Annotated in this window: 9 protein-coding genes and 3 tRNA genes; 10 read left to right on the top strand and 2 right to left on the bottom strand. The window is 41.7% G+C overall.

Translation table 11 applies throughout. The annotated features are described in order from the left end of the window. The first annotated feature begins 273 nt into the window (after window positions 1-273). The 4 genes from DWX96_RS12905 to DWX96_RS12890 all read left to right on the top strand — a co-directional run bounded on the left by DWX96_RS12905 (window position 274) and on the right by DWX96_RS12890 (window position 5,075). A tRNA-Trp gene (locus tag DWX96_RS12905) sits at window positions 274-344 on the top strand. A gap of 431 nt (window positions 345-775) precedes the next feature. Further along, window positions 776-1,729 (top strand): magnesium transporter CorA family protein, encoded by a 954-nt coding sequence (locus DWX96_RS12900; protein WP_022243381.1) that lies wholly within the window; start codon window positions 776-778, stop codon window positions 1,727-1,729. Window positions 1,730-2,244: 515 nt separating this feature from the next. Beyond that, window positions 2,245-2,472 carry an HPr family phosphocarrier protein gene (locus DWX96_RS12895; protein WP_022243379.1) on the top strand — a complete coding sequence of 76 codons (228 nt, stop codon included), beginning with the start codon at window positions 2,245-2,247 and terminating at the stop codon, window positions 2,470-2,472. Window positions 2,473-2,723: 251 nt separating this feature from the next. Next, entirely contained in the window at window positions 2,724-5,075 is a 2,352-nt protein-coding gene (locus tag DWX96_RS12890) for an ATP-dependent DNA helicase (protein WP_118057703.1), read from the top strand. Here DWX96_RS12890 and DWX96_RS12885 read toward each other — a convergent pair. Beyond that, the gene (locus tag DWX96_RS12885) at window positions 5,070-5,954 is read right to left on the bottom strand and encodes a LysR family transcriptional regulator (protein WP_022243377.1); all 885 of its coding nucleotides are present in this window, start codon (window positions 5,952-5,954) and stop codon (window positions 5,070-5,072) included. The two genes, DWX96_RS12890 and DWX96_RS12885, sit on opposite strands and share 6 nt — an antisense overlap. A 178-nt stretch (window positions 5,955-6,132) precedes the next feature. Between DWX96_RS12885 and DWX96_RS12880 the strand changes: the two genes are divergently transcribed. After that, window positions 6,133-9,936, top strand: coding sequence for a phosphoribosylformylglycinamidine synthase (locus tag DWX96_RS12880; protein ID WP_118057668.1), 3,804 nt, complete (start codon window positions 6,133-6,135; stop codon window positions 9,934-9,936). A 365-nt stretch (window positions 9,937-10,301) separates the two neighbouring features. Here DWX96_RS12880 and DWX96_RS12875 read toward each other — a convergent pair whose 3' ends face one another. Then, on the bottom strand, window positions 10,302-11,141 hold the full coding sequence (locus tag DWX96_RS12875; protein ID WP_022242649.1) for a Cof-type HAD-IIB family hydrolase: 840 nt from the start codon (window positions 11,139-11,141) through the stop codon (window positions 10,302-10,304). A 169-nt stretch (window positions 11,142-11,310) separates the two neighbouring features. Between DWX96_RS12875 and DWX96_RS12870 the strand changes: the two genes are divergently transcribed. From DWX96_RS12870 to DWX96_RS12850, 5 genes are all read left to right on the top strand, one after another. After that, window positions 11,311-13,119 (top strand): bifunctional homocysteine S-methyltransferase/methylenetetrahydrofolate reductase, encoded by a 1,809-nt coding sequence (locus DWX96_RS12870; RefSeq protein WP_118057669.1) that lies wholly within the window; start codon window positions 11,311-11,313, stop codon window positions 13,117-13,119. Next, window positions 13,116-15,536, top strand: a complete 2,421-nt coding sequence (locus DWX96_RS12865; RefSeq protein WP_118057670.1) for a homocysteine S-methyltransferase family protein — start codon at window positions 13,116-13,118, stop codon at window positions 15,534-15,536. Before DWX96_RS12870 ends, DWX96_RS12865 begins: the two co-directional genes overlap by 4 nt. 25 nt (window positions 15,537-15,561) lie before the next feature. Next, the gene (locus DWX96_RS12860; protein WP_118057671.1) at window positions 15,562-16,413 is read left to right on the top strand and encodes a DegV family protein; all 852 of its coding nucleotides are present in this window, start codon (window positions 15,562-15,564) and stop codon (window positions 16,411-16,413) included. Between the two features lie 208 nt (window positions 16,414-16,621). After that, window positions 16,622-16,694, top strand: a tRNA-Val gene (locus DWX96_RS12855). A 23-nt stretch (window positions 16,695-16,717) separates the two neighbouring features. Beyond that, window positions 16,718-16,791 (top strand) — tRNA-Met (locus DWX96_RS12850). The last annotated feature ends 88 nt before the right edge of the window (window positions 16,792-16,879 follow it).

Genomic DNA, 16,879 nt, shown 5'->3' with positions numbered 1-16,879 from the left:
GCACGGTAACGTGTGGAGCTGACTGTTACTAATCGGTCGAGGGCTTGACCAAAAAGCAGTAAGATGGTAGGACGGATGAAGAGATGTGGAGCAGATTTATCTGCGGAAACAGCTCTTAAGCCGGACGAACATTTGCCTGCAAATGACATCGAAAATGCGAAGCATTTGAGATGACCATCTTAGAAATAAAGTTTTCGGATTCCTGTATGAAGTTTTGAAGGTATGTTACAAAACAAACCTATTGTGACGTACTTGTACGTCATTTTAGCATATAGGGGTGTAGTTCATCGGTAGAATAAGAGTCTCCAAAACTCCAGAGGAGGGTTCGATTCCTTCCACCCCTGTTCTTTAAAAGAAAGTATATTCTATACTTTCTTTTTTTACTTTACAGGAAATTGCTTTCCTGTAAAGTAAAAAACGCTCTGCGAGGATGCACACTGCGGCGTATAAGGTAGATGTCGCAAGCGACCGCCGCAGGCGCGAGAATGTGCCAAGGCACATTCTTTGTTATGCGAGTAGCGAGAAACTCGCAAAGCGTGTTTCTCGTTTGTGTCAAGTATTCGTAAGAAGCTATCGGCAGACTTAGCATGAATTCACAAACAGCTATTAGCAGTAAATTTTGTATAAAAAAGAAAAGTGGTATAAAATAGACAAAGAGTGTTAAAATCTAAGAGATAGTAATGAAAGAGAAGTTTTATAAAGGGCAGTCTACTGACATAGAAGAAAATATGTGATGAATGAAAACAGGATTGTGAGGAAGGGAGCTGTAAGAGAAATGAACAGGTATTGGTTGCATGCGGCATCAGGAGAACTTTCTTTAGCAAGGGATAATGGGAAAAATATAGAAAAGGAATCAGAACCGCAGATAATACTATTAAATATGGAAGAATTTCAGCAATTAGAAGGAAATTATCCGCATCGAAAGAATCTGATTAGCAGCATGCGTTTTATCCGCTATAGCAAAGTAGAGGCATTTCATGAATGTGTACAGGGGATTATACATGTACCAAAACAGGGAAGTAAAAAGGAAAAAGAGTTTTCCTTTGGCTTTTATCTCTTTGAAAATAAACTATTTTTAATAGAAGAAGATGAGGAATTACAGGAAATATTGGCAAAGGTCAAAAATGATATGTTTGATGGCTGCACACTTCATATGGTGTTGCTCTTTATTTGTAATGCATTAATTGACAATGATATTCTTTATCTGCAAAAGATAGAGGAAAATTTGGAGAAGGTAGAGGATGTTGTAATTAAGAGGATACCGGAGCATTTTAATGAAGTAATAATGCGTTACCGGAAGCAGCTTTCAGAGAGCCGGGCATATTATGAACAGTTAATGAATATGGGAGATTTCATGCAGATGTATATGAACCGGGAGTCTTTAGTAGAAGAGGAACAGGGCTGGGAACGCTATATGAATCGTGTGGAGCGGCTGCATAATTACGTAGAGACAATCCGCGAGTATTTACAGCAAATCCGTGAAATGTATCAGACGCAGATTGATATTCACCAGAACCGGATTATGAGTATTCTGACCATTGTAACAACGCTCTTTTTGCCATTGACACTAATTACAGGCTGGTATGGAATGAATTTTCCGGGAATGCCGGAATTTCAATGGAAATATGGTTATCTGGCAGTAATCGGAGTGTCCGTTCTTCTTATTATTATAGAGATAGTATATTTCAAGAAAAAGCGGATCTGGATATCTTCGAAAGACGTAATATAATGAGTGCAAGAGAGTCAAGATACTTGCATGATTGACAATCGGCGAAATTAATGAGTGATACAATCACGTTATAATACACGAAATGTCCACTTATATGGAAAAACGCTGAATGTACGGAAAAAAGTGCAATAGTAAGTATTATGTAAATGTTATGTGTAGAAAGAAGTTTAGGAATAATGATGGAATTTGGAGCTTTTTTGAAGACTTTTGAAGGAATGCGAGGCTTATTCCCTTATTTTTTGACACAAAAATTTGTGAAAAACGATAAAAAATATTGACTGAGTAAAAAAAAACTTGTAAATGTGACTAAAGTACCATAAAAAACGACAAAATGTGACAGGCAAACTAATTTTGGTAAGACCAAAATGGAGAAAAACAGAAAAATTTATTGTGTAAAATGCTCATAAAATTCATATACTAAGATGGTAAGCGAAAATTGACAAAAAAAAGAAATGGTGTCATAATGCTCAAGAATCAAAAGTAAATCAGTTATTTTTTTGAGGATGGTGAAAAAAATGAATGAAAAGAAAATCAAATTAACTGGCACAGAAGAGGTTAGAGACTTTGTACGTGAGGCAGGAAAATGTGATTTTGACATTGATATTTCATACAATAGAGTAATAATTGACGCAAAGTCTTTTCTTGGAGTATTAAGTCTTGATCTGAATCGAGAGCTTACTGTTAAGTATGGCGGACATGATATGAACTTTGAGAATGTATTAAGCAAGTATGCAACTGCTTAAATGATGACACAGGTTTTCTGGCAGCCAGAAAATACAGGTTCATAAGGTAAGAAGAAATACCGGGTAGCGGACAATTTGGATATTGTCTTTTCTATCTGGTATTTTTTTGTTATTATGAAATGAGAATACGTTTTAATTCCTTTAAAGTCTGCTAGAAAAATGAGATTTTTCAAAAATTGATAAATAGAAAAAATAGTGAATAGCATAAATAGAAATAAGTATAAGATGGGATGAAATGGGGTGACAGCGGAATGGAACGTGAGCAGATAAGAATATCGGTACGAAATCTGGTGGAGTTTATCTTGCGTTCCGGAGACATTGATAACCGCAGAGCCAGTCTTGATACGATGGAAGCCATGCAGGCGGGCAGTAGACTCCATCGGAAGATTCAAAAGAAGATGGGAAGCACCTACCATGCCGAGGTTCCTTTGAATATTATCATTGAGGAAGAAAATTATGAGCTTGGAATCTGGGGACGGGCAGATGGCATTATAATAGAAGAAACAGTTACCATTGATGAGATAAAAGGCGTATATTTAAGCCTTGACTTATTGGAAGAACCCATAAAGGTACATCTGGCACAGGCAAAGTGCTATGCGTACATATATGGAATCCAGAATGATTTACAGAAAATCAATGTTCAGATGACATATGGAAATCTCGATACCGGAGATTTGAAATATTTTTCTTATGAATATACCATGCAGCAGCTGCAGGAATGGTTTTCGGATTTGATTTTAAAATATAAGAAATGGGCGGATTTTCAGTATGAGTGGCGGAAAAAACGGCAGGCATCCATTAAAGAACTGGCATTTCCGTTCCCATACCGGGAAGGACAGAAAGAGTTGGCTGCCGGAGTTTACCGTACGATAGCCAGAAAAAAGAATCTGTTTATTCAGGCACCCACCGGAGTAGGCAAGACCATTTCTACATTATATCCGGCAATCAAAGCAGTGGGAGAAGGATTAGGTGATAAGATTTTTTACTTAACTGCCAAGACTGTTACCGCAAATGTGGCAAAAGAGACCCTTGGCATTTTATGTGAAAAGGGTTATCAGGCAAAGAGTGTGCAGATTACGGCGAAAGAGAAACTGTGTCCTTGGGAAGAAGTGGAGTGCAATCCGGTAAGCTGTCCTTATGCAAAGGGACATTTTGACCGGGTAAATGATGCGGTTTATGATTTATTGCAGAAGGAGAATAATCTGACAAGAGAAGTTTTGCTGGCACATGCAAAAGAATATCAGGTCTGTCCTTTTGAAATGTGTCTGGACACGGCAACCTGGGCGGATAATATTATCTGCGATTATAATTATGTCTTTGACCCGAATGTGTATCTAAAGCGTTTTTTCGCAGATGGCATCAAGGGTGATTACATCTTTCTGGTGGATGAGGCACACAATCTTGTGGAGCGTGGGCGGGAGATGTATAGTGCCGTCCTTGTCAAAGAAGATATTCTTGCAGTGCGGAAAATTATGAAGCCAAGAAGCTCTGCCATTGAGAAAGAACTGGGTAAATGCAATAAGCTGATGTTGGAATATAAGAGAGAATGCGAAAATTATCAGATTTACGAAAGCATTCCGAATCTTATTTTCTCCTGTATGCGTCTTGCAGCAAAAATCGAAGAATATATGCAGAAGAATCCGGAGTTCCCGGGGCGGGATGTGGTTCTTGATTTTTATTTTGAATTGAGAAATTTCTTGAATATCTATGAGCGTGTGGATGAGCATTATGTGATTTACGGACAGCATGATGAAGAGGGCAGATTTGTCATAAAGCTTTTTTGCGTGGATCCGTCCTTTAATCTGCAGGAGTGTCTGGATAAGGGAAATGCTACGATTTTTTTCTCGGCAACGCTGCTGCCGGTTCAGTATTATAAGGAGCTTTTGACGAATAAAACGGATAATTATGCGGTTTATGCAAAGACAACATTTTCCCGGGATAAGAGACTTTTGTTAATCGGAAATGATGTCAGCAGTAAATATACCAGAAGAACACCGGAAGAATACGGAAGGATTGCAGATTATATTTATCGTACAATAAAGAAGAAAAAGGGCAATTATATGGTGTTTTTCCCATCCTATCTTTTCCTGAAAAAAGTGCATGAGGCATTTGAGTTACGGACGGATGAAACAATTACCTGCATCTGTCAGGAATCCGGCATGCGGGAAGAAGAAAGAGAAGCTTTTTTAGAAGCATTTCAGGGAGAAAAAGAGGAGTCACTGGTGGCATTTTGTGTCATGGGCGGAATCTTTGGAGAAGGAATTGACTTAAAGAGGGAGCAGTTGATTGGCGCAATTATCGTAGGAACCGGTCTGCCGCAGATTAGCAATGAGCGGGAAATTTTAAAAGAGTATTATGATAAGAAAGAGGGTATGGGATTCGACTATGCCTATCGGTATCCGGGGATGAATAAGGTACTTCAGGCAGCGGGACGCGTTATCCGGACTGCAGAAGATGTGGGAATTATCGAGCTTTTGGATGAACGCTTTCTGCAGAATGATTATCAGCGGCTGTTCCCAAGAGAGTGGGAACAGCGGAGTGTGTGCCAACTTTCCAATCTGGAAGAAAAGCTGACAGCCTTCTGGGAGGAAATGCATTTATAATGTCGGCAGCAGGTTTAAGAATTCTTCCGTAGAAGTAAGAATCGGAAGATTCGGATTTACGGAGACAGCAAGCTGTCTTCGTGGAAGAGGTTCTAAAGTTTTTAAGATAAACAAATCCTTAGATTCATGTTTCAAGCAATAGTCCGGAATGCAGGCGATACCAAGACCGATACGGGCAAGGTCAATCAGAAGGTCATTACTGCTCAGTTCAATTTCCGGAATCAGCTCCAACTGATGGGAGAGGAAGAGATTGTGCATGAATTCGCTGGTGGTACTCTTGTTATCGAGCATCAGCAGAGGATATTTTGTTAAATCCCGGAAACTTAATTCCTGTTGTTTTAAATTAAAGTAGGATGGATTCGCAATAAATACATCCGTAAAATCCAGTACCATTTTGCGGATGTAGGATTGATTTAATCGTACATTCGGGCAGTTGGTAACGGCAATATCGACTTTTCCCTGCTCTAAGAGGTCAACGCAGCCAAGAGAGGTTGCATTGGTAACCTTGATGGGAACGCTGGGAAATTTTTTATGAAATTCTTTTAAATAAGGTACTAAAAAATAGCGGCAGATAGTATCGCTGGCAGCAATATGAAGCTGCCCCAACCCAAGAGTATTGGATTCTAAGAGCTGGTTTTCCCCGCGGGCGATGAGATTCATGGCAGGCTCAATGTGTTTTAACAGAACCTGTCCTGCCGGAGTAAGCTGGACTTTCTTGGTGCTCCGGATAAAAAGCGGCTGCTCTAATTTCTTTTCTAAGGTCTTGATGGACTGGCTTACTGCAGACTGGGAAATGTAAAGTTGCTTGCTGGCTTCCGAGAAGCTTAAGGAAGTAGCAACGTGATAGAATACTTTATATAATTCGTAATTAATATCCATAATGGCTCCTTTATCATATCAGAATGCATATCTTGCATATTTTCCTTTATTATAAGTGACACTTATAACTGTGTCAACATTAGTAACTCTTATAAATAAAATTAAATATATTAATTGTTCTTATTCATAATGCCGTGCTATAATGAGCATAAGAAAGTAAACATTCAGGAGGTAGAAGATGAGTAAGGTAAGAAGAGTGTATGTAGAGAAAAAAGACGCTTACGCAGTACGCGCCAAAGAGTTACATGCAGAGATTAAGAGTTATCTTGGAATCAGCGCAGTAGATAAGGTACGTGTCCTGATTCGTTATGATATTGAAAACATTTCCGATGATGTATATAAAAGAGCAGTTCAGACTGTATTTTCAGAGCCGCCGGTAGATGATGTCTATGAAGAGAATTTTGAAATGGGGGATGGAAAAGTATTTTCCGTTGAATTCCTTCCGGGACAGTTCGACCAGAGAGCAGATTCTGCAGAGCAGTGTGTGAAGCTTTTAAAAGAGGATGAAGAGCCGGTTATCCGTACCGCAACAACGTATGTTATTTACGGAGATATCAACGCTGAGCAGTTAGAGGCAATCAAGCATCACTGCATCAACCCGGTAGATTCCAGAGAGACCGGCATGGAGAAGCCTGAGACTTTGGTAACAGAGTTCCCGGAGCCTGCAGATGTTAAGATTATGACCGGATTTAAGGATATGCCGGAGCAGGAATTAAAAGCACTCTATGATTCCCTTGGACTGGCTATGACATTCAAGGATTTCTTACATATTCAGAACTATTTCCATGGAGAAGAAGATAGAGACCCATCCATGACCGAGATTCGTGTGCTGGATACCTACTGGTCAGACCATTGCCGTCATACCACATTTTCTACCGAACTGAAAAATGTTGCATTTGAAGATGGTTTTTACAAAGAGCCAATGGAAAAGACATATGAGGATTATCTTGATACACATAAGAAAATGTATGAGGGTAGAGATGACAAATTTGTCTGCTTAATGGACATTGCATTAATGGCAATGAAGCGTCTGAAAAAAGAAGGAAAATTACAGGATCAGGAAGAGTCCGATGAGATTAATGCCTGCTCTATCGTAGTGCCTGTTGAAGTAGATGGCAAGACAGAAGAATGGCTTGTAAACTTTAAAAATGAGACCCACAACCACCCAACCGAAATCGAGCCGTTTGGTGGAGCTGCAACCTGTCTTGGTGGAGCAATCCGTGACCCGTTGTCAGGACGTACCTATGTATATCAGGCAATGCGTGTAACCGGAGCTGCTGACCCTACCGTATCTGTAAAAGATACCATGGAAGGAAAGCTTCCTCAGAAGAAACTGGTTCGCGGCGCAGCACAGGGATACAGTTCCTATGGTAACCAGATTGGACTTGCTACCGGATATGTCAAAGAAGTATATCATCCGGATTATGTTGCTAAGAGAATGGAAATCGGAGCCGTTATGGGAGCAGCACCTCGTCGTGCCGTTCAGAGACTGACTTCTGATCCGGGAGATATTATTATCCTCTTAGGCGGACGTACCGGACGTGATGGCTGCGGTGGAGCAACCGGTTCCTCTAAAGCACACAATACAGAATCCATTGATACCTGTGGAGCAGAGGTCCAGAAAGGTAACCCACCTACCGAGCGTAAGATTCAGAGACTTTTCCGCAGAGAAGAAGTTGCCCACATTATTAAGAAATGTAATGACTTTGGTGCCGGTGGAGTGTCCGTAGCAATCGGAGAGCTTGCAGACGGATTACAAGTTGATTTGGATAAAGTACCAAAGAAATATGCCGGACTGGACGGAACAGAACTTGCTATTTCCGAGTCTCAGGAGCGTATGGCAGTTGTTGTTGCACCGGAAGATGCACAGCAGTTCTTAGATTATGCAAAAGAAGAAAACTTAGAGGCTGTGAAAGTTGCTGTTGTAACCGAAGAGCCAAGATTAGTATTATCCTGGAGAGGAAAAGAAATTGTAAATCTTTCCAGAGCATTCTTAGATACCAACGGAGCACATCAGGAGACTGATGTAAAGGTAGAGCTTCCGGTAAAAGAAGAGAATTATTTAAATAAAATCAGCACAAAGGCTGTAGAAGAAGCAGTTGCAGCAGGCGATATGAAAGCAGCATGGTTAAATGAATTAAAAGACCTTAACGTATGTTCCCAGAAGGGTCTCGTAGAAATGTTTGACGGTTCCATCGGAGCAGGCAGTGTATACATGCCATATGGTGGAAAATATCAGTTGACCGAGACACAGAGTATGGTTGCAAAACTTCCGGTTATGAATGGAAAGTGCGATACAGTAACCATGATGAGTTACGGATTTGATCCATATTTATCTTCATGGAGCCCATACCATGGAGCAGCTTATGCAGTATTAGAGTCTGTTTCCCGTATCGTAACAGCCGGTGGTGATTTCCACAAGATTCGTTTCACATTCCAGGAATACTTCCGCAGAATGTCGGAGGAGCCAAGTCGTTGGAGCCAGCCATTTGCAGCACTGCTTGGTGCTTATAATGCGCAGATTGGTTTCGGACTTCCATCCATCGGTGGAAAGGACTCCATGTCCGGTTCCTTCAATGAAATTGATGTACCGCCAACACTGGTATCCTTTGCAGTTGATGTAGCAAAAGAAAAAGATGTTATCACACCGGAGCTTAAGAAAGAAAATGATAAGCTGATGTTATTTACCATCGAAAAAGATGCTTATGATATGCCGGATTACGCACAGGTTATGAAGCTTTATGATGCAATTCATGAAATGACTGAGACAGGCGTTATCGTAGCAGCTTATGCATTAGACGGAAAAGGTCTTGCAGCAGCAGTCAGCAAGATGTCATTTGGTAATAAACTTGGCGTTACTGTAAATGCAGATGTAACAAAAGAAACATTATTTGCACCGGGCTTTGGAAATATCGTAGCAGAAGTTCCGGAAAATAAAGTTGCAAAAGCACAGGAAATCCTTGCAGCAGCAGGTCTTGCAGCAAACGGAGCTGTTGTGGGTGCAGTAAATGACAGCAAGAACTTTATCTATGGTGATATGAGCATTTCCATGGATGAAGCAATCAAAGCATGGGGACAGACTTTAGAGAAAGTATTCCCAACCAGAGCAACCACCGGAACAGAAGAAGTGAAGAGCGGACTTTACGATACAAAAGACATTTATGTCTGCAAGCACAAAGTTGCCCGCCCACATGTATTTATTCCGGTATTCCCGGGAACCAACTGCGAGTACGACAGTGCGAAAGCATTTGAAAATGCAGGTGCAGATGTAACCGTAAAGGTATTTAAGAACTTAAATGCAGAAGACATCCGTGATTCTGTTGATGTATTTGTAAAGGCAATTGATGAAGCACAGATTATCATGTTCCCTGGTGGATTCTCTGCAGGAGATGAACCGGAAGGCTCAGCAAAATTCTTTGCAACAGCATTCCGTAATGAGAAGATGAAAGAAGCTGTAAACAAGCTTTTAAATGAGCGTGACGGTCTTGCACTTGGTATCTGTAACGGATTCCAGGCACTGATTAAATTAGGTCTGGTTCCTTACGGCAAGATTACACACCAGAGACCGGATTCACCGACTCTGACCTACAATACCATCGGACGTCATATTTCCAAGATGGTATATACCAAGGTAGTGACCAACAAGTCCCCATGGTTAGCACAGGCTGAGCTTGGCGGCGTATACTGTAACCCGGCATCTCATGGAGAAGGTCGTTTCGTTGCTCCGAAGGAGTGGTTAGACAAGCTCTTTGAGAATGGTCAGGTGGCAACCCAGTATGTAAACGAAGCCGGTGTTCCAACCATGGATGAAGAGTGGAATGTAAATGGTTCCTACATGGCAATCGAAGGAATTACCAGTCCGGATGGACGTGTCCTTGGTAAGATGGCTCATGCAGAGCGTCGTGGAGAATCTGTTGCAGTCAACATTTATGGCGAGCAGGATATGAAGCTGTTCGAAAGTGGAGTAGCATACTTCAAATAAAAAATAGGAATAAAGAAGAGCAAGACCTTGTAGATAGGAGAAATCCTTTCTGCAAGGTCTTTTTTTAGTAGAAGATGGTAAGTACATGAAACATTAAAAATTGTGGTGAGCAGGAGGAAGCGGCGAATCGTTTCGCAGAAGATAGTCTGATTCCGAAAGGGTATTATCAGGAATTTATAAGACAGGGTGAATTTGATTTACAGGCTATTAAGAAATTTGCAAATAAAATAAATCGTGATCCAGGTATTGTATTAGGAAGACTTCAGAAGGATAAGAAAATAGATTATAACGACTATACGATGAATACTTTACGACATAAATATAAAGTATGTACAAAGTTCTAGCGTATACAACGAGCGGTTCTGTTAAAAGCAGAACCGCTCGATTGCGTATGCAACACCATCTTCTTCATTAGAAAGGGAAATGAAATCAGCCGAATCTTTTAAGAGCTGTTGCGCATTTCCCATGGCAACGCCAATGCCGGCAGCTTTGACGATATCGAGATCATTTTCGCTGTCACCTACCGCCATGGTATCTTCCATGGAAATGTGGAGGTAATCACAGAGGAATTTAAGTCCTTTGGATTTGGCAATGCCGCATCTGGTAACTTCTAAGTTATGAAAACCGCCGGACACATAAGTGACTTCCGGGAAGGTGTCTAAGATTTCTTTTGTTTTTTCTCTTGTGGTATAGCTTCCATCTGCATCCGGTGCAAAGTTTAAAGTCAGTTTTGAAACACAAAGTTTATGTTCTTCGATATAAGCAGCTAAGTCAGTAATCGTCTTCCGGGTGGTCTGGATATATTTTTTTAAGGAATCCGGAATATCTAATAGGTTGGTAAGCTCGCTGGTGGAAAACTGGGTATAGCCGTCACCATTGATAAAGGCATCGATATGAAGAGACTGCGTATAGAGCTTGCGTAACAGCCGGACACTTAAATCGGTATCCATGCTTTCATCTAAGAGCAGTTCCTTTTCCGGGACGCGGTATACCGCAGAACCGTTGGCAGTAATGGCATATTGGATGCCAAGCTCCTTCATTTCATCCACAGGAAGACCGATATAAGGCCGGCCGGTGGAGATAATAACGGTAATCCCGTTTTCTACGGCTTTTCGAATCATTTCTTTATTATAAGAGGTAATGACACCGTCTTTATTATAGAGGGTGCCATCGATGTCTAAGGCAATTAGCTTTACTGAATTCATCAAGTGTACTCCTTTGTATTTGAAAATATCATTGTCAATGAATAACAGTGTAGCACAGAAAATGAAAAAAGCAACTCACCGGATTAAATTTATATTTTTAAGTTGCAGGAAAAGGAGCTTACATATATAATTAGTAGGAATTCAAATGTAAGATAAACTGGAGCATACTATGAATATAAAAGAATATATCAAAGAACAAAGACTGATAACCGATGGTGCCATGGGCACTTATTATGAGGAAAAATACAGCGAAGATACCGTGATTGCAGAAAAGGAGAATCTCAAGAATCCGGAGCAGATTAAGGAGATTCATTTAGAATATCTGCGTGCGGGAGCAAGGCTGATCCGCACCAATACATTTGCGGCAAATACCATGTTTCTTGCAGATATGCAGGAAGTAAAAGAGACAGTCCGGGCGGGCTATGAGATTGCAAAGGAAGCAGTAACCGCATTTCAGGCAGAAAATGGAAAAAATATTCCGGTATTTATCGGAGCAGATTTAGGACCGATTTATGATCTTGACCATCAGGATTATGACAATGTGTTACAGGAGTACAAAGAAATTTGTGACACCTTCCTTTCCTGTGGTGCAGACTGTTTTGTATTTGAGACACAGAGTGACTTTACCTATATTGAGCCGGTGACGGCATATATCAAAGAAAAATCAGACGCATTTATTCTGGTGCAGTTTGCGTTTGACAAGAGTGGATACACCCGCTCAGGTCTCTCCATGCAACGTGTGGCAGTAGAAGCTTCCGAGATGGAAAATGTGGATGCCTATGGATTTAACTGTGAACTGGACAGTACCCACATGTATCAGTTTATGAAGAACCTGAAGTTCTCCAGTGACAAATTCGTATCAGCACTTCCAAATGCAGGGTACCCATATACTTTGCGAGGAAAGACAATTTATTCCAATAATGCATCTTATTATGCAGAAAAAATGAAGGATATTGCAGCCCTTGGTACAGATATTTTAGGTGGCTGCTGTGGAACCACACCGGAATATATTGCTTTGCTTTCTGGCGAGTTACAGGATGTGCCGAAGGCAGCAAAGAAAATTGAAAATGTAGTAACGCAGGAGGTTACAAGAACTCCATCTATTTTTGAAGAGAAGCTTTCCCGTGGGGAGAAGGCTTATATTGTAGAATTGGACCCGCCATTTTCCGAGGATGCATCCAAGGTTATGAAAGGAGCAGAAGATTTAAGAAAATGTAATGTGGATCTGATTACCCTTTCCGATTCCCCGATGGCGCGGGCGAGAATGGATGCCGGACAGCTGGCAGTGAAAATCCAGCAGAAGACCGGTGTGGCAGTAATGCCGCATATCAGCTGCCGTGACCGCAATGTGATTGCGTTGCGTGCAGGTCTTTTAGGCATGCATATGAATGATGTCCGCCATTTCCTGATTGTGACAGGAGACCCGGTTTCAAGGGCAGACCGCGAAAGAGTGACTTCTGTTTTTGATTTCAATTCCATCAAACTGATGCAGTATGTTAAGGAAATGAATTTAGAAGTTTTTGCACAGGAGCCGGTTTATTATGGTGGTGCATTGAATTATCATGGCGCCAATCCGGATGCGATTATTGAACGGATGAAGCGTAAAGCGGAAGCAGGATGCGGTTATTTCCTGACACAGCCGGTATATACCGAGAAAGATGTGGAAAGACTGACTTATATCAAGGAACACATTGACACCAAAATCATGTGCGGTATTATGCCGCTGGTAAGCTATAAGAATGCAATGTTTGTGAAAAATGAGATGCCGGGCATCCATGTTTCCGATGAAATTGTAAACCGGTATCGGGAAGATATGACAAGAGAAGAGGCAGAAGAAGTGGCAATTGAATTATCTGTTGAAATCGCAGCAAAATTATATGATATTGCAGACGGATTTTATTTTATGACACCATTTAACCGGACGGGCTTAATTGCGAGAATTATTGAGGCAATCCGACAGGAGGAAGAACGCAGATGACAAGAGAGGAATTTAAGGAATTAGTAAAAAATGGACCGGTTATCTTAGATGGTGCAACCGGAAGCAATCTTCAGAATGCAGGAATGCCGGTAGGAGTCTGCCCGGAGCAGTGGATTTTAGAGCATCCACAGACCATGATAGATTTGCAGCGGGCTTATGTGGAGGCTGGAACACAGATTCTTTTGGCACCGACCTTTACTGCAAACCGCATTAAATTAGAAGAATATGGACTGGCAGATAAGCTGGTAGAGATGAACCACCAATTAGTTGCCATTTCAAAAGAGGCAGCAGGCGGAAAAGCGCTGGTAGCCGGTGATATTACCATGACCGGTCAGCAGCTTTATCCGATGGGTGAATTGCAGTTTGAAGAACTGGTAGATATTTATAAAGAACAGGTCAAAGTTGTGGCAGATGCGGGAGTAGACTTATTTATCATTGAGACCATGATGAGTCTGCAGGAAACAAGAGCCGCTGTGCTGGCAATCCGTGAAACCTGTGATTTGCCGATTATGGCAAGTATGACTTATAACGAGGATGGCAGAAGCTTGTATGGAACAGACCCGGTAACTGCGGTAGTTACGTTGCAGAGCCTGGGTGCTGATGCAGTGGGAATGAACTGCTCCACAGGACCAGAGGAAATGTTAGAGCCGATTCGCCAGACCGTAGAATATGCCTATGTTCCTGTTTTGGCAAAGCCAAATGCCGGATTACCGGAATTAGAGGATGGTGTAACGGTATACAAGACCACACCGGAAGAATTTGCGGAAGTTGGTGCGAAATTAGTCGAAGAAGGCGTTTCGATTATTGGTGGATGCTGTGGAACGACCCCGGCACATATCAAAGCATTGGCAGATAAAGTAAAACCAATGGGAATCCATCATGTGGAAGCACCAAGACGAAGAGTGCTTACTTCCGAGCGTAAGACGGTAGAAATTGATTTGGACGGACCATTTATGGTAATTGGTGAGCGGATTAATCCGACCGGAAAGAAGAAATTGCAGGCAGAGCTTCGGGAAGGCAGCCTTAATATGGTTCGTGATATGGCACGGGCGCAGGAAGAAAATGGTGCAGCCATTCTGGATGTCAATATGGGTATGAATGGAATCGATGAGAAACAGATGATGTTAAATACCATTCATGAGGTTACTTATACAGTGGATTGTCCGCTTTGTATCGATTCATCCCATGTGGATATTATTGAAGCAGCACTTCGTATTTATCCGGGACGAGCTTTGATTAACTCTATTTCCTTAGAAAAAGAGAAATTCGAAAAATTGCTTCCGATTGCAAAGAAATATGGAGCAATGTTTATTTTGCTTCCGCTTTCTGACGAGGGACTTCCAAAAGACGCAGAAGAGAAGCGGCAGATTGTCCGTACCATTTTAGATGCCGCCTTAAAAATCGGTCTTCATAAAGAAGATATTATCGTGGACGGACTGGTAGCAACGGTAGGTGCCAATCCGCTGGCAGCATTGGAATGTTTTGATACCATCCAGTATTGTAAGGATGAGTTAAAACTTGCTACAGCCTGTGGACTTTCCAATATTTCCTTCGGTCTGCCGGAACGTATTTATGTAAACAGTGCATTTCTTACTATGGCAATTGCAAAAGGACTTACGATGGCAATTGCAAATCCATCCCAGGATTTATTAATGAATGCGGCAGTGGCTTCGGATATGCTTTTACATAAAGAAGGTTCCGATATCCGCTATATCAATCGGATGAACCAACGGGCACAGAAGGAAGCTCCGGCAACCGATAACGCAGCTTCGGCAGGCACTTTAGAGCCGGCAAATCCGGTATTTGACTGCGTATTAAAGGGAAATAAGGGCAATATTTTAAAAGAAGTAGATAAAGCTTTGGCAGCAGGAGAAGAACCGGGAGCGATTATTAATGGACAGTTGATTCCTGCCATTAATGAAGTAGGTGTTCTTTTTGACAAGCAGATTTATTTCCTGCCGCAGCTGATTTCCAGTGCGCAGACCATGCAGCATGCCATTGAATACTTGGAGCCAATGCTTTCCAAAGATAAGGACGCAGAGCCAAAGGCAACCATTATTATTGCAACCGTAGAAGGTGACATACACGATATCGGTAAGAATCTGGTAGCACTGATGCTCCGTAACTATGGTTATCGTGTTTTAGACCTTGGCAAGGATGTGGCAGCGGATATTATTGTGGATACAGCGTTAAAAGAAAATGCCCAGATTATCGGACTTTCTGCCCTGATGACCACTACTATGATGCGTATGAAGGATGTGGTAGAACTGGCAAAAGAGCGCGGCTGCAACAGCAAGATTATCGTAGGCGGCGCAGCAATTACACAGAGCTTTGCAGATGAAATCGGTGCAGATGGCTATTCCCCGGATGCAGCTGATTGTGTAAAACTGGTAGAGCGTCTGCTGGAAGAAATGTAAATTTTTATTTTGGGAGGTTTTTGATATGGTAAAGATAATTTCAGATAGTACCTGTGATTTATCTGAAGAACTGGTAAAACGTTATGATATTACCATTCTTCCGCTTCACATTTTATTAGGTGACGAAGAATATCTGGATGGAGTAAATATTACTCCGCAGGAGATTTTTGACTGGTCGGATGAACACAAGACCACTCCAAAGACTTCAGCACCATCCGCAGAGCAGGCAGTAGAATTGTTAAAGCCTTATGTAGAAAAAGGTCAGGAGGTTATCTGTTTTGCCATTGCATCCGGGATGTCTTCTTCTATGAATGTCATGCGTCTTGCAGCGGAAGAACTGAATGCGGAAAATCTGGTGACTGTAATCGATTCAGCAAACCTTTCTACCGGTATCGGACTTCTTGTCATAGAAGCAGCCGAAATGGCACAGCAGGGAAAGAGCGCAGCAGAGATTGCTTCCTATATTGAGACATTAAAGCCACTGGTAAGAGCGAGCTTTGTGGTGGATACACTGACCTATCTTTATCGTGGCGGCAGATGCAGCGGACTTGCTGCATTAGCAGGAGGTGCGTTAAAACTCCATCCCCGCATCAGTGTGGAAGATGGTAAGATGGGACCGGGCAAGAAATACCGTGGCAATATGGAAAAGGTTGTGCTCTCTTATGTGAAAGACATGGAAGAAGCAATGAAGAATGCCCGGCCGGAACGCGTATTTATCACTCATTCCGGCAGTGCCCCGGAAATCGTAGATAAAGTACGTGCGTACCTTAATGACCTTCATGTCTTTCGTGAAATTTTAGAGACCAGAGCGGGTGGTGTAGTATCCAGCCACTGTGGACCGGGAACACTGGGTGTTTTGTTTATTGCGAAGGAGTAGGGAGTACGGAGAGATATATGATTTGCAAAGGTATCTCATAAGGCAGGTATTCGGCAGCTTGACAGAATTATTTGAGTAATTTTGAATCTTGAAATATTTTCAAAAATTTTAAATATTTCAAAAATATTTTTGAAAAAGTGCTTGACTTCACTATTCCTATATAGTATACTAGCAAAGCGGGTTGCAGATGAGTAACCCGCAGGAATATGGGATCTTAGCTCAGCTGGGAGAGCATCTGCCTTACAAGCAGAGGGTCACAGGTTCGAGCCCTGTAGGTCCCATTCCAAAACAAATAATTGAATATGGCGGAATAGCTCAGTTGGCTAGAGCACACGGTTCATACCCGTGGTGTCGAGAGTTCAAATCTCCCTTCCGCTACTGAAAAAGAATCTTGCAGATGCAAGATTCTTTTTTTGCTTTACAGGAAATTGCTTTCCTGTAAAGTAAAAAACGCTCCGCGAGGATG

Source organism: Roseburia sp. AF22-2LB (assembly GCF_003461125.1).
GTDB lineage: Bacteria > Bacillota > Clostridia > Lachnospirales > Lachnospiraceae > Roseburia_C > Roseburia_C amylophila.
The sequence above is the reverse complement of the archived record's forward strand: the minus strand, read 5'-3'. Positions and strand labels throughout refer to the sequence as shown.

Excerpts from the sequence above, each read along its gene's own strand:
- DWX96_RS12890 (WP_118057703.1), top strand. The coding sequence starts at position 2,724 with ATGGAACGTGAGCAGATAAGAATATCGGTACGAAATCTGGTGGAGTTT.
- DWX96_RS12900 (WP_022243381.1), top strand. The coding sequence starts at position 776 with ATGAACAGGTATTGGTTGCATGCGGCATCAGGAGAACTTTCTTTAGCA.
- DWX96_RS12875 (WP_022242649.1), bottom strand. The coding sequence starts at position 11,141 with ATGAATTCAGTAAAGCTAATTGCCTTAGACATCGATGGCACCCTCTAT.
- DWX96_RS12865 (WP_118057670.1), top strand. The coding sequence starts at position 13,116 with ATGACAAGAGAGGAATTTAAGGAATTAGTAAAAAATGGACCGGTTATC.
- DWX96_RS12895 (WP_022243379.1), top strand. The coding sequence starts at position 2,245 with ATGAATGAAAAGAAAATCAAATTAACTGGCACAGAAGAGGTTAGAGAC.
- DWX96_RS12885 (WP_022243377.1), bottom strand. The coding sequence starts at position 5,954 with ATGGATATTAATTACGAATTATATAAAGTATTCTATCACGTTGCTACT.
- DWX96_RS12870 (WP_118057669.1), top strand. The coding sequence starts at position 11,311 with ATGAATATAAAAGAATATATCAAAGAACAAAGACTGATAACCGATGGT.
- DWX96_RS12880 (WP_118057668.1), top strand. The coding sequence starts at position 6,133 with ATGAGTAAGGTAAGAAGAGTGTATGTAGAGAAAAAAGACGCTTACGCA.
- DWX96_RS12860 (WP_118057671.1), top strand. The coding sequence starts at position 15,562 with ATGGTAAAGATAATTTCAGATAGTACCTGTGATTTATCTGAAGAACTG.